At 71.8% G+C, this 12,474-nt stretch carries 12 protein-coding genes; all 12 read right to left on the reverse strand.

Annotated elements, in window-relative coordinates:
- Positions 1-4: 4 nt before the first annotated feature.
- The 12 genes from ACQYWQ_RS04095 to ACQYWQ_RS04150 all read right to left on the reverse strand — a co-directional run bounded on the left by ACQYWQ_RS04095 (position 5) and on the right by ACQYWQ_RS04150 (position 12,415).
- A complete protein-coding gene (locus ACQYWQ_RS04095) occupies positions 5-1,648 on the reverse strand; it encodes a cytochrome P450 (protein ID WP_431032498.1) in 1,644 nt (547 codons plus the stop codon).
- Between the two features lie 66 nt (positions 1,649-1,714).
- A complete protein-coding gene (locus tag ACQYWQ_RS04100) occupies positions 1,715-2,338 on the reverse strand; it encodes a GTP-binding protein (RefSeq protein WP_431032499.1) in 624 nt (207 codons plus the stop codon).
- Entirely contained in the window at positions 2,319-2,819 is a 501-nt protein-coding gene (locus ACQYWQ_RS04105) for a DUF742 domain-containing protein (RefSeq protein WP_431032500.1), read from the reverse strand. Before ACQYWQ_RS04105 ends, ACQYWQ_RS04100 begins: the two co-directional genes overlap by 20 nt.
- A complete protein-coding gene (locus tag ACQYWQ_RS04110; RefSeq protein ID WP_431032501.1) occupies positions 2,816-3,214 on the reverse strand; it encodes a roadblock/LC7 domain-containing protein in 399 nt (132 codons plus the stop codon). The genes ACQYWQ_RS04105 and ACQYWQ_RS04110 overlap by 4 nt, the downstream gene beginning before the upstream one ends.
- On the reverse strand, positions 3,214-4,905 hold the full coding sequence (locus ACQYWQ_RS04115) for an ATP-binding protein (protein ID WP_431032502.1): 1,692 nt from the start codon (positions 4,903-4,905) through the stop codon (positions 3,214-3,216). The genes ACQYWQ_RS04110 and ACQYWQ_RS04115 overlap by 1 nt, the downstream gene beginning before the upstream one ends.
- A 481-nt stretch (positions 4,906-5,386) precedes the next feature.
- Positions 5,387-8,194, reverse strand: coding sequence for a DEAD/DEAH box helicase (locus ACQYWQ_RS04120; protein ID WP_431032503.1), 2,808 nt, complete (start codon positions 8,192-8,194; stop codon positions 5,387-5,389).
- Positions 8,195-8,308: 114 nt separating this feature from the next.
- Positions 8,309-9,244, reverse strand: a complete 936-nt coding sequence (locus tag ACQYWQ_RS04125; protein WP_431032504.1) for a diacylglycerol kinase — start codon at positions 9,242-9,244, stop codon at positions 8,309-8,311.
- Between the two features lie 58 nt (positions 9,245-9,302).
- A complete protein-coding gene (tatC, locus tag ACQYWQ_RS04130) occupies positions 9,303-10,253 on the reverse strand; it encodes a twin-arginine translocase subunit TatC (protein ID WP_431032505.1) in 951 nt (316 codons plus the stop codon).
- 59 nt (positions 10,254-10,312) lie between these two features.
- Positions 10,313-10,594 carry a Sec-independent protein translocase subunit TatA gene (tatA, locus tag ACQYWQ_RS04135; RefSeq protein WP_431032506.1) on the reverse strand — a complete coding sequence of 94 codons (282 nt, stop codon included), beginning with the start codon at positions 10,592-10,594 and terminating at the stop codon, positions 10,313-10,315.
- Positions 10,595-10,816: 222 nt separating this feature from the next.
- Positions 10,817-11,044 (reverse strand): hypothetical protein, encoded by a 228-nt coding sequence (locus ACQYWQ_RS04140; RefSeq protein ID WP_431032507.1) that lies wholly within the window; start codon positions 11,042-11,044, stop codon positions 10,817-10,819.
- A 53-nt stretch (positions 11,045-11,097) separates the two neighbouring features.
- Positions 11,098-11,361, reverse strand: coding sequence for a hypothetical protein (locus ACQYWQ_RS04145; protein WP_431032508.1), 264 nt, complete (start codon positions 11,359-11,361; stop codon positions 11,098-11,100).
- Positions 11,362-11,458: 97 nt separating this feature from the next.
- Entirely contained in the window at positions 11,459-12,415 is a 957-nt protein-coding gene (locus ACQYWQ_RS04150) for a helix-turn-helix transcriptional regulator (RefSeq protein WP_431032509.1), read from the reverse strand.
- Between the last annotated feature and the right edge of the window lie 59 nt (positions 12,416-12,474).

Here is a 12,474-nt window from a genome sequence, read left to right on the forward strand (position 1 = left end):
GCGGTCAGCGCCGCAGGCGGTTCCGCACCGCAGAGCGCGGTCGCGGAAGCAGTCCCGGCGACTGGCCCCCGGCCCCCGCGGCGCTCTCCTCGCGCTCCGCCCGCTCGCGCTCCGCCGCGCTCCGTTCCCTGGCGGCCCGCCACTCCCCCGCCTCCCGCTCGGCCTGGAGCACGGGATCGGGGATCTCGACGGCCGCCGGGTCCCCGTCGGACTCGGCGAAGACCGTCGTGTCCTTGGGGAGCGGCACGCCGAAGGTGCCGATGCTCTCCTCGTGGCGCTGGGAACGCGGTTCGAAGCGGACGGGGAGTTCCACGAGGTGCCGGCTGAGCAGCGAACCCGACCAGCGCAACTGCGAGGACGGCACGGCGAGCCGCATGTCCGGCAGCCACGCGAGCAGGTCGTCGAGGGCGAGCTGGCACAGCTGACGCCCCAGGTACTGGCCGGGACAGGCGTGCGGTCCGCGGCCGAAGGCGAGGTGCGAGCGGTTGTCCCGTACCGGCGCTTCGAGGTCGGGACGCACGCGCGTGTCCACGTTCCCCGCGGCGTAGCCGAGCATGACGGCGTCGCCCTTCCTGATCAGCCGCCCGCCGACCTCGACGTCCCGCAGCGCGTAGCGGCCGAGCATGGCGCTGAACGGCGGTTCGTCCCACAGGGCCTGCTCGATCGCCTCGTAGATGTTGAGCCGCCCGGCGCCGACCCGGCCGCGCACCTCCATCTGCACGAGCAGGATGCGCATCGCGTTGGCGAGGAGGTTCGCCGTCGTCTCGTACGCGGCGATGAGGACGATCCGCAGGTGCTCGGAGACCTCGCGCGGGGTCATCCCTGCGCGGTTGGCGAGGAGTTGCGAGGCGAAGTCGTCGCCCGGCTCGACGCGCGCCCGCTCGACCTCGGCGCGGAAGAGCTTCATGAGGTGCTCATTGCTCGCGTTGGCGGTCTCGGTGCCCTTGATGAGGTCGCGCGCCGCTTCGAGGAAGCGGTCGTCGTACAGGTGCGACATGCCGAAGAGGCCGAGCAGCACGATCATCGGGAGGCGCTCGCAGTAGTCCTCCGTGAGGTCGCAGAAGCCCTCCTCGCACAGGTCGTTGAGGAGTGCGTAGGTGCCCGTCTGCACGAGGCGGCGCAGTTCGCGCAGGTCGGTGACGCGGAGGTTCTCCTCCAGGGGTTCGCGCAGGCGCTCGTGCTCCTCGCCCTCGACGAAGGCGCAGACGGGCTGCCACATGAAGATGGGCGCCATCGGGTGCTCGGGGCCGACGGTCCCGTCCTGGAGCAGGCGCCACTCGCGGCCGTCCGTGGTGAACAGGTCCGGGTGCGCGCACACGAAGCGCGTCTCCTCGTGGCCGAGCACGAGCCAGGCGGGCACGTCGCGGGGCAGCAGTACGGGGGCGACCTCGCCGTACTCCAGGCGCAGCGTGTCGTAGAGCCCCTGCTGATCGCGCTCGGCGTCCGGGCCGTTGAGCCTGCGGGCCCGCCCGGGACCGATGTTCGGGTTGTCCACCTCCGTCGCGGGGTCGCGGCCCTCGGGAGCGGGCACGCCGGAGTAGTCGGGGCGCGGGCGGACCGGCGCCGCCGGGGTGCCGGAGGCGGCGGGTACGTGGGCGGGGCAGCCCGGCGGCGGGACGCCGGGACCGGGCGGGACGGGTGTGGTCACGGGAACTCCGGGAGGAGAGGGGAACCGGGGTGGACGAGTGGAGGGCGGGACGTACGGGTGCCGGGCTCAGGCCCGCGGGCTCCGCCGTTCCGCGATCTCGCTCAGGTAGCGGACGAGCGTGAGCAGGACGTCCCTGCTGGAGGCGCGCTCGCGGGCGTCGCACTCCACGATCGGGACCTCGGCGGGCAGGTCGAGCGCGGACCGCAACGTCTCGGCCGGGTAACGCGGCGACTTCGGGAAGCGGTTGACGGCCACGACGTACGGCACGCCCTGCTCCTCAAGGCGTCCCATGACCTCGAAGCTCGTCTCCAGGCGGCGGGTGTCGACGAGCACGACCCCGCCCAGTGCCCCTTCGAAGAGCCCGTTCCACAGGAACCAGAAGCGTTCCTGGCCCGGGGTGCCGAAGAGGTACAGGACGAGTTCGTCGTTGATGCGGATGCGGCCGAAGTCCATCGCCACGGTCGTCGCGGTCTTCGCACGGGTGCGGAAGAGGCTGTCGACCCCGATGCTCGCCTTGGACATCGTCTCCTCGGTGGTGAGCGGCCTGATCTCGCTCACCGAGCCGACCATCGTCGTCTTGCCGACGCCGAAGCCGCCGACGATGACGAGTTTCACGCCGGCCGTGACGGTGTCGGGGAGCAGGTCCTCGGTCCGCGGGCCGGGGAGGAGGTCAGAGTCGTTGAAGTCCATGCATCACCGCTTCGAGGAGGGAACGGTCGGCTGTGTCGTGCGACGGCCGCACCGGGCGCAGGATTCGTACGAGCCCTTCGGCGTGGAGCCCGGCCAGGAGCGCGGCCACGACGCTGAAGGGCAGCCGCAGATAGGCCGACAGCTCGGCGGCCGAGAGCGAGGTCGCGCACAGGCGCAGGACCGCGGCGGCCTCGGGCTGGAGCCCGGCGGTGGGCTCCACGACGGTCTGGACGAGTGAGACGAGGTCGATCTCCTCGCCGCCCGTCCTGCCCCCGGTGAGCGCGTAGAACCGCCCGGGTTCCCGCGGCCCCCCGACCTGCCGGGGACCGCTCCGCGCCGTATCCGCCCGCGGGCTGCCGCCCTCCGCCGTACCGTCCCGATCCCCCGTCGGGCCGTCCTGGTGCGGGCTGCCCCGCGTGGTACCGCCCGGTGACGGGCTGTCCTGGGTGCTGTGGCGCCTGCGCCGGGAAGGGATGGTCATCGGATGACGGCGCCCGTCCGGCGCGGCGGGCTCGTCAGGTGCGGGCCGAGGCGTCGGGCGAGATCACGCATGTGGTGGCCGACCACTCCGGCCTCGGTACGGGCGTCGGCGAGGACCGCGAGGTACGCCCCCGTACCGGCCGCCATGAGGTAGAAGTAGCCCTCGTCCACCTCGATGACGACCATCTGCATCAGGCCCTTGGAGCCCGGGAGTTCCTGGCCCACGGCCGCGGCGAGGCTCTGGAGCCCGGCGCAGGCCGCGGCGACGCGGTCGGCGGCGTCCTGCTCCCCGCCGTACCTGGCGATCTGGAGCCCGTCGGCGGACAGGACCACGATCTGGTGAATCCCGTTGACGGTGTCGTCCAGTTCCTTGAGCAAGTGATCGAACTGCGGCATCAGTGCTCGTCCCCCTCTTCGATGTCGTCGTACTCGCTGTCGGCGGGCTTCTTCTCGTCCTCGCCGTGTCCCTCCGGGAGGCCCCCGCCCTTGGCCGCCGCGAAGAACGCGGCCATCGCGATGCCGGGCTCGGGCTGCTCCCAGCCGTCCTCGTGCGCGGCCTCGCGGTCCGCGCCGTACGGCGGCGTCCCGTGGTCCCCGGCACCGGGGACCACCGGGCCGTTCCGCGTCCGCGCGGCGGCCGCGCGCCTGTTGATCTCGGCCTGCTCCTCGATGCTCGCCTGTTCGGCGAGGTACTCCTCCTCGGTGGCGTAGCGCGCGAAGCCGACGCCCGGGTGGTACGGCATCGTGCGGCGGCGCTGCGGCAGGCCCTCGGGGGTGCGCTCGGTGTAGACGGGCGCCTCGGGCGGCGTCGTGGGAGGGATCGCCTCGCCGTCCTCGTTCCGCTCGGGCGGACCGGCGTACTTGCTGTACGGGACGTGCTCGCGGCGCGGGAGCGGCACGATCGGCTCGTCGTTCTCGTCGAAGCGCGGCACCGCCTCGGCGCCGATGCCGTGGGCGAGCAGGCGCTTGCGCTTGAGAGCGCGGTAGTCGATGTCGATGCCCTCGATCAGGTGCTCGGGCACGAAGAGGATGGCACGCAGGCCGCCGTAGGCGGAGGGGCGCACTTCGAGGTTCATCTCGTACGTGAGGCACAGGCGCCCGAGCACGAAGTAGCCGATACCCGTCTCGTACTTGTACTGGCCGATGTCGCGGTTGTTCTGGGCGTAGCGGTAGATGTTCTTGAACCGCGACATGATCTTGTCGATCATGTCGGTGCTGCCGCCCTGGTCCTCGACCGAGATCGAGATGCCCTTCTCCACGCGCATCGCGCTGACGAAGACCTTGGAGCTGGGCGCGGAGTACTTGCAGCCGTTGTCCATCAGCTCGGCGACGGCCTGGAGCACGCCCTCGCACTCGTTGCCCTTGAGGTCGATGTCCGGGATGTCCATGATGTGGATGCGCGGGAACTCCAGGATGCGTCCCTGCGCGCCGCGCAGCGTGCTGAGCAGCGAGACGGGCCCGGGCCACCTGCGGCTGGGGCGACCGCCGCCGAGCGTGGCGAGGTCGTCGGCCCAGCGGATCATCATCGAGCAGGCGTGGTCGACGCGGAGCAGGTCGTCGAAGAACTCGGGGGCACGCCCGTGGCGTTCCTCCATCTCCCGCAGTTCCTCGGACATGGAGTGCGCGACGGCCTGGAGCCTGCGGGTGATGTTGATGTAGTGCCACACCGTGGAGTGCCGGATGTTCTCCATCTCGTGCAGCGAGCCGATGATGGTGCTCAGCAGGTGCAGTTCGGGGTCCGTGAAGTCCTCGCGCCACTTGGGGTACTCACGGATGAGTTCCTCCATGCGCATGTCCATGATCCCGGCACAGGCGAGGTCGCGGACGCGGGGCATGACGGCGTCGGCGAGGTGGTACAGGCGCTCGTCGTTCGTGTCCACGAGGTTCTGGACCTCGGTGAGGTGGCGGCGGAAGGCGCGGTACTCGGCCACCCGGGCGCGCTGCCCGCGGATCACCTCCGCGGTGAGGGCGAGCCCGAGCGCGAGGGCGAGTACTCCTCCGACGAGCGCCGTGATCCTGGCGGCCCCGGTCAGGAGCCAGCCGGCCACCGCGGTGGCCGCCAGGAGCGGGAGGCCGGTCAGCAGCATCCTCGGCAGAGGCGCCGGCCGGACGGCGGGAGGCGAAGCGGGGGGTGAAGCGACACTCACCATGTAGGCCCTCAAGCGCGATTGACGGAAAGGACGGCGCGATCCGGTCCGGGGCGCGGGCATGCGCGAAGGACACGACCGGGGGACCGGGGCGCTTCGTCGGCGAGCCTAGTGCGCCTCGACGCGCCGGGTGTCATATTCCGCGAGCAAGCCCACTGCGCACCGCGCACGGCCTAGAATCGAGCCCATTTATACGCCACCAGGGGCGGGGAAATCGGCTTGTTCCACGTCGAGAGCCAGGCATCGCCGCAGGTCAGATGGGTCGCGTTCACTCTTTCGGCTCCATCGGCGCACATATGCGCTAATACTTTTTCGCACAAAAGAAGGCGGGACCCTTTCCCTTACGCGGGAAAGGGTCCCGCCTTCTTTCCTTCGAGATCACTTTCGATCAGTCACGATCGAATTTGATCGCCGAAAATTCTCAGTTCACCGAGGTGTACGCCACCACTCCGCGCAGAATCCCGTCCACGGCCCGCCGGGCGGCCTTCGGCACCGTGCTCCCCTGGCCGGGGGCCGCCGCGGCGATCTGCCCGAGCACGTCGATGATCTGCTTGGTCCAGCGCACGAAGTCCCCGGCCGGCATGTCCGCCTCGCGCAGCACCTCGTCGAGCCCCTTGCCCGAGGCCCACTCGTACGCGGCCCAGGCGAAGCCGAGATCCGGCTCGCGCTGGCCGACGCCCTCGGTCTGGCTGATCCCGAAGTCCTCCTCGACGGCGTCGAGCCTGCCCCAGATCCGCACCATCTCGGTGAGCGCCGAAGTCGCCTTCCCCGAAGGCACCTTGGGCGTCCCCGCGTCGTCGCCCGAGCGCGACTCGTAGACGAGCGCCGAGGCGCAGGCCGCGAGTTCGGCCGGGCTGAGCCCCTCCCAGACCCCCGCGCGCAGGCACTCGGCGGCGAGCAGGTCGAGTTCCCCGTACAGCCGCGCGAGCCGCCTGCCGTGCTCGGTGACCTGCTCTCCGCGCAGGTAGTCGAGTTCGGTCAGGAGCGCGACGATCCGGTCGAAGGTGCGCGCGATGGTGTTCGTGCGGCCCTCGATACGGCGCTCCAGCTGCTTCGTGTCGCGGAGCAGCCGGTGGTAGCGCTCGGCCCAGCGGGCGTGGTCCTCGCGCTCGTCGCAGCCGTGGCAGGGGTGCGCGCGCAGCGCGGTGCGCAGCCGGGAGATCTCGCCGTCGTCGGCGGCCTCGGCGCGGCCCTTGCGGTGTCGCTCGGGCACGAGGTGCCCGGCCTTGGTACGCAGCGCCGACGCGAGGTCGCGGCGCGACTGCGGGCTGCGCGCGTTGAAGGACTTCGGCACGCGCATCCGGTCGAGGGCCTCGACGGGCACGGGGAAGTCGACGCTGTTGAGCCGCTTGACCTGCCGCTCGGCGGTGAGCACGAGCGGCCTGGGCCCGTCGAAGGCGTCGAAGTCGCGCCCGCGCCGCCCGCCCACGGCGCGCCCCGCGGGAACGCCCGGGTCCAGGACGAGGGCGAGCCCGGCGAACTTGCCCGTGGGCACGTGGATGATGTCGCCCGGGCGCAGCTTCTCCAGCGCCGCCGCCGCGGCGGCGCGCCGCTGGTGGACGCCCTCGCGGGCGAGTTCGTTCTCGCGGTCCTTGAGCTGCCTGCGCAGCCGCGCGTACTCCTCGAAGTCCCCGAGGTGGCAGGTCATCGACTCCCGGTAGCCCGCGAGCCCCGCCTCGTTGCGCTGCACCTCGCGCGAGATGCCGACGACGGAGCGGTCGGCCTGGAACTGCGCGAAGGAGGTCTCCAGGAGTTCGCGCGAGCGGTGCCGCCCGAACTGCTGGACCAGGTTGACGGCCATGTTGTACGAGGGCCGGAAGCTGGAGCGCAGCGGGTACGTACGGGTGCCCGCCAGGCCCGCGAGGTGCTCGGGGCTCATCGCGCGCTGCCACAGCACGACCGCGTGGCCCTCGACGTCGATGCCGCGCCGTCCGGCCCGCCCGGTGAGCTGGGTGTACTCGCCCGGCGTGATGTCGGCGTGCTGCTCGCCGTTCCACTTGACGAGCTTCTCCAGCACGACCGAGCGCGCGGGCATGTTGATGCCGAGCGCGAGGGTCTCGGTCGCGAAGACGGCCTTGACCAGACCCCGTACGAACAGCTCCTCGACGACCTCCTTGAAGGTCGGCAGCATCCCCGCGTGGTGCGCGGCGATGCCCCGCTCCAGGCCCTCAAGGAACTCGAAGTAGCCGAGGACGTGGAGGTCCTCGGGCGGGATCGAGGCGGTGCGTTCCTCGACGATCTCGCGCACCGCGAGGCGCTCGGACTCGTCGTTGAGGCGCAGCCCGGCGAAGAGGCACTGCTGTACGGCGGCCTCGCAGCCCGCACGGCTGAAGATGAAGGTGATCGCCGGGAGCAGTCCCTCGGAGTCGAGCCGGTCGATCACCTCGGGGCGGCCCGGGGTCCACGTCCTGCTCCGCTGGCGCCGCTCGCGCTCCCTGTCGGCCTCGCGCCCGCGCCGCTTGCCGCCGTAGCCGGTGCGCCCTGCCTCCATCCGGGCCATGCGCAGCAGGTCCGGGTTGACCGCGCGCTTGCGGCCGCCGCCCTCCTCGAAGAGGTCGTACATCCTGCGCCCCGCCAGGACGTGCTGGAAGAGCGGCACGGGCCGGTGCTCGGAGACGACGACCTCGGTGTCGCCGCGCACGGTGTCGAGCCAGTCGCCGAACTCCTCGGCGTTGGAGACGGTCGCCGAGAGCGAGACGAGTGTGACGGACTCCGGGAGGTGGATGATCACCTCTTCCCAGACGGCGCCCCTGATGCGGTCGGAGAGGTAGTGCACCTCGTCCATGACGACGTAGCCGAGCCCGGTGAGCGCGGGGCTGCCGGCGTAGAGCATGTTTCGCAGCACCTCTGTCGTCATGACGACGACGGGGGCGTCCGCGTTGACGCTGTTGTCCCCGGTGAGCAGGCCGACCTTGTCGGCGCCGTAGCGCTTGCTGAGGTCGCCGAACTTCTGGTTGGAGAGCGCCTTGATGGGGGTGGTGTAGAAACACTTCTTGCCCTGGCGCAGGGCGAGGTGCACGGCGAACTCGCCGACGATCGTCTTGCCGGAGCCGGTGGGCGCGGCGACGAGCACGCCCTTGCCGGCCTCCAGGGCCTGGCAGGACTCGATCTGGAAGGGGTCGAGCCCGAACTCGTACATCTCGCGGAAGGCACCGAGCGCGGTGGCGGCTTCGGCGGAGCGACGGCGGCTGGCCGCGTACCGCTCGGCCGGGGAGAGGTCCTCTGTCATCGTGCGGTCGAGCCTACCGGCCTGGGCGGACGGAGCACGATCCTTATGTGCGGCCCTCCTGCCCGGGGACCCCCGCGGGGGCACGCCACGGGGCTCCGCGCCGGGCCCCGCTCCTCACCCTCCCCCGGAGGGGCTGATGTGCGGGGGCTGGTGTTTGACCGGCGGTGCCAGCAGGCGTACGGCCGCCGGGTGGGCCGTCGCCGTGAGCGGGAGCGGACCGAGCGGCTCGCCGTCCGCGTACCCCGTGAGCCCGGCCGCGTCCAGCTCGACCCGCCCGGCGCGGTAGCGCGTGACGACGGGGTGCGAGAGGTGGGTGCCCTTGTAGACGCGCGGGAAGACCTTGAGGAGCGTCGCGCGGCTGCACGGGCCCACGACGGTGATGTCGAAGAGCCCGTCGTCGAGGCGCGCGTCCGCGCAGATGCGCATGCCGCCGCCGTAGGAGGTCGCGTTGCCGACGGCTATGAGGGTCGCGTCGATCTCGCGCACGGGCCCGTCGTCGAGGCGCATCCGGTACGGGGTGGGCTCGAAGGCGGCGAGTTCGGCGAGGATCGCGAGGTCGTAGCGGAAGCGGCCGAGCGGGAGCCGCATCCGGTTGCCCCGGTCGTTGACGCGCGAGTCGAAGCCGGTGGCGAGGACGGTGCCGTACCAGCGGTCAGCGACCCGCCCGAGGTCGATGGCGCGGTGGCTGTCCTCGCGCAGCGCCCGGGCGATCACCCCGGCGGCCTCGGCGGGGGCCCGCACCGGCAGACCCAGGGAGCGCCCGAAGTCGTTGCCGCTGCCGACCGCGATGACACCGAGCGGTGTACGGGTCCCCGCGACGGCCCCGAGAGCGAGCGAGAGCAGCCCGTCCCCGCCGACGGCGACGAGCGCGTCCGTGCCGTCGGCGACGGCGGCCCTCGCGCGCGCGGCCGCGTCCTCGGCGTCCGTCCCGACGACCGTACGGACGCGGAAGCCCGCGTCCCTGAGGACGCGGGCGGCGGGCCGTGCGGCCGCGGCACCGCGGCCACGTCCCGCGGTGGGGTTGACGAAGAGGGTGATCTCGCTGGTCACGGCGTGACCCTACCGCCCGGTAGACCCCGTGGGACAGGGGTGCGGGGACGGGGCGGGCTCAGGTCACGTCGTCGTAGCCGTTGATGCGGTCGCGGTCGGTCTGCTCGGGGAGCGAGCGGGGGCTGCCGACCCGCTCGACCTCGCCGATGTCCTCGGGGTCCAGGTCGAGGGGGGCGGCCTCGTCGTCGTCGAGGCCCGCGTACGGGTCGTTCTTGGCGCGGCGTCTGTCGTTGAGCAGGGCGAAGATCGTGGCGCCGAAGTAGAGGACCCAGATGGGACCGGCGAGGGCGAGCATGCTGACCGGGTCGGTGCTGGGGGTGGCCACCGCGGCGAAGACCGTGATGCCCATGATCATCCAGCGCCACCAGCTCAGCATCCGCTTGCCGGTGAGGACGTGCGTCAGGTTGAGCATGACCAGAAGCAGCGGCAGCTCGAACGAGGCGCCGAAGACCAGCACCATGCGCGTGATCAGGTTGAGCAGGTCGTCCAGGGGCAGCTGGTTCTCGGTGTTCTCCGGGGTGAAGTCCAGCAGCACCTTCGCCATCGTCGGCAGCGTGCGGTACGCCAGGAAGGCGCCGACGAGGAAGAGGGGGACGCCCGCGCCGACGAAGCCGATGGCGTACTTCTTCTCGTTGCGGTGCAGGCCCGGGGCGATGAAGCCCCACAGCTGGTAGAGCCAGATCGGTGAGGAGCCGATGACACCGGCCATGAGCGAGACCTTGATCGCCAGGCTGAAGGGACTGAGCAGCCCGTTCATCACGATCCTGGCGCACTCGCCCCGCTCCTTCTGGGCCAGCGCCGAGAACGCCTGCTCGCAGCCCACCGAGTGCATGATGGGGCGCGTGACGAAGTCGACGATGTCCTGGTAGAAGAACGCGGCCACGATCGTCACGAGAACGATCCCCAGGACCCCCTTCGCGAGGCGGTTGCGCAGCTCACGGAGGTGATCCATGAGCGGCATGCGCCCCTCGGGGTCCTTGTCGGTGCGTGTGCGGGCAGACTTCAGCAACCCACGTCCTCATCTCGTGCGTACGGTGGCACCGGCCTGCTCCGGCGCCGCGTCTGCGCTCAGCGCTGGTTGGTGTCCGAGGGCTCGGCGACCGGGCGGGAGCTGGTCACGTCGCCGGGGGCGGCCTGGATGGTACGCGGCACCGCCTGGTCGGCGGGCGGGTCGGCGGGGGCGGCCTCGTCCTGCTTGCCCTCCGACTTCATCGCCTTGGCCTCGCTCTTGAGGATGCGCGCGGACTTGCCGAGCGAACGGGCCATGTCGGGAAGCTTCTTCGCGCCGAACAGCAGCACCACGACGACGAGGATGAGGATGATCTCGGGGGCGCCGATCTTTCCGAACATAGGCGTACTACCTTCTCACCGAGGCGGCGGGGATGGGGAGCTGCGAGCGGGAGCTGGACACTCGTCCGGTTTCCGTACGCTCCGCGATCGTAGCGCTCACAGGTGAACTCGGGGCTATCCCTGTGCGCATTCCCGGTTGCGCGACCCGCGCCTCGCTCCGGGCCGCGCCAGCAGCGTACCTGGAGGGTCACGGATTATGACAGGTCGCTGCGCCGGTCACGCTCACCTCCGCTGCGCGGGCAGGCTCCCCGAGGTCCGCACGAGAGAGGTGGCGGCGCGCTCCAGGTCCCCCGTCGCCTCGCTGATGCGCTGCGAGGTACGGGCCACTTGGGCGCCCAGGCGGCGGACCTCGATCCACACCCGTACCCCGAGAACCCCGAGGACAGCGAGCCCGGCGAAGCCGAGGGCGACGGCGATCATGGACCAGGAGAGAACGGAGGGCGAGGGCATGCGGGCGAGCCTAGTTCCTTCGGAGCGGGGGGCCGGGACGGAGGGCGCCCGGGTCAGAGGGCGGAGTGCAGCCGCAGGGTGCTGACGCCGCCTTCTGTGAGGAGTTCCACAATCCGCTCCCCCGCCGGTTTGCGGACCGACTCGCCGCACTCGGGGCACGTGAAGGAGTAGAAGGTGGTCTTGCGGCTGCCGCCGATGGCGAGTCGCAGCGCGGCGGCGGAGAGTTCGAAGCTGGCCCGGCACTCGGGGCACGCGGCCCGGTAGAGCCGCCCGGTGCTGTCGCCGGTCGCTTCGAGGATTCCTTCGGCGGACGTCACCGGGCTGTCTCCCTCTGGCTGTCTGGGGCAGCCGCGCTCTCTCGCGCGGGACCGCCGTCTCGGACGGGCCCGCGGCCTCGCGCGGGCGTACGGGACTTCACCGCTCTTCGCCGTAGGCGGCGAGTGCCTGCGCCGCGGCCTCGCGGGCGCTCGCGGCCAGGTCCTCGGGAGCCACGATGCGGCCGTCTGCGCCGAGCCGGAGCGCGAGGCGGCGCAGGGACGCGGGGTCGGGGGTGCGCAGGGTGATGCGCAGTCCGCCGTCGGGCAGTTCCTCGGCCTTGTCGTGCGGGTAGTACTCGGCGACCCAGCGCCCCGCGGGGGCGACCTCGACGGTGACCTCGGGGTCGTCGGCAGCGGGCTGCACGAGTCCGGCCGACAGGTCGCGCAACTCCATCTCGGGGGGCGCGGAGGGCTCGTCGAGGATACGGATCGCGACGACGCGGTCGAGGCGGAAGGTGCGCCGGTCCTCGGAGAGGCGGCACCACGCCTCCATGTAGGTGTGGCCGACGGCGAAGAGCCGGATCGGGTCCACCTCGCGCTCGGTCAGCTCGTCGCGCGCGGGCGAGTAGTAGCGCAGCCAGAGCCTGCGCCGCTCGGCGATGGCGCGGTCCACCTCGGCGAAGACACCGCCCTCGGACTCGAAGGTGACCGAGAGCCTGCTGCTCGCCCCCGCGGTGTCCCCCGCCGCGGTCTCCAGCTTGGCGGTGGCGCGCAGCAGCGCCTGCCGGTCGCTCTCGCGCAGCCCGGGCAGCGTCGTGACGGCGCGGGCGGCGACGAGGAGCGCGGTGGCCTCGTCGGCGGCGAGCCGGAGCGGCGCCGCGACATCGTCGGGGTTGTGCCACCAGATGCGCTCGCCGTCGGTGTCGATGTCGAGCAGGTCACCGCCGCGGAAGCTCGTGCCGCACAGCGGCAGCACGTCGAGGTCGGAGATGAGTTCGTCCTCGGTGATGCCGAAGGCCCTGGCCACGTCGGCGACATAGGCGCCCGGGCGCTCGCGCAGGTAGGTGACGAGCGAGAGCATCCGCCGGGTCTGGTCGATGGCGTTGGCCGCCATGTGCCTCCTCCTTCTCGTGGTCGGGCTTCTCGTGGCCGGGGGCTGCCGGGGTACGGGCC

Origin of the sequence: Streptomyces sp. P6-2-1 (assembly GCF_050613165.1) — a bacterium.
In the GTDB taxonomy this organism is placed as follows: domain Bacteria; phylum Actinomycetota; class Actinomycetes; order Streptomycetales; family Streptomycetaceae; genus Streptomyces.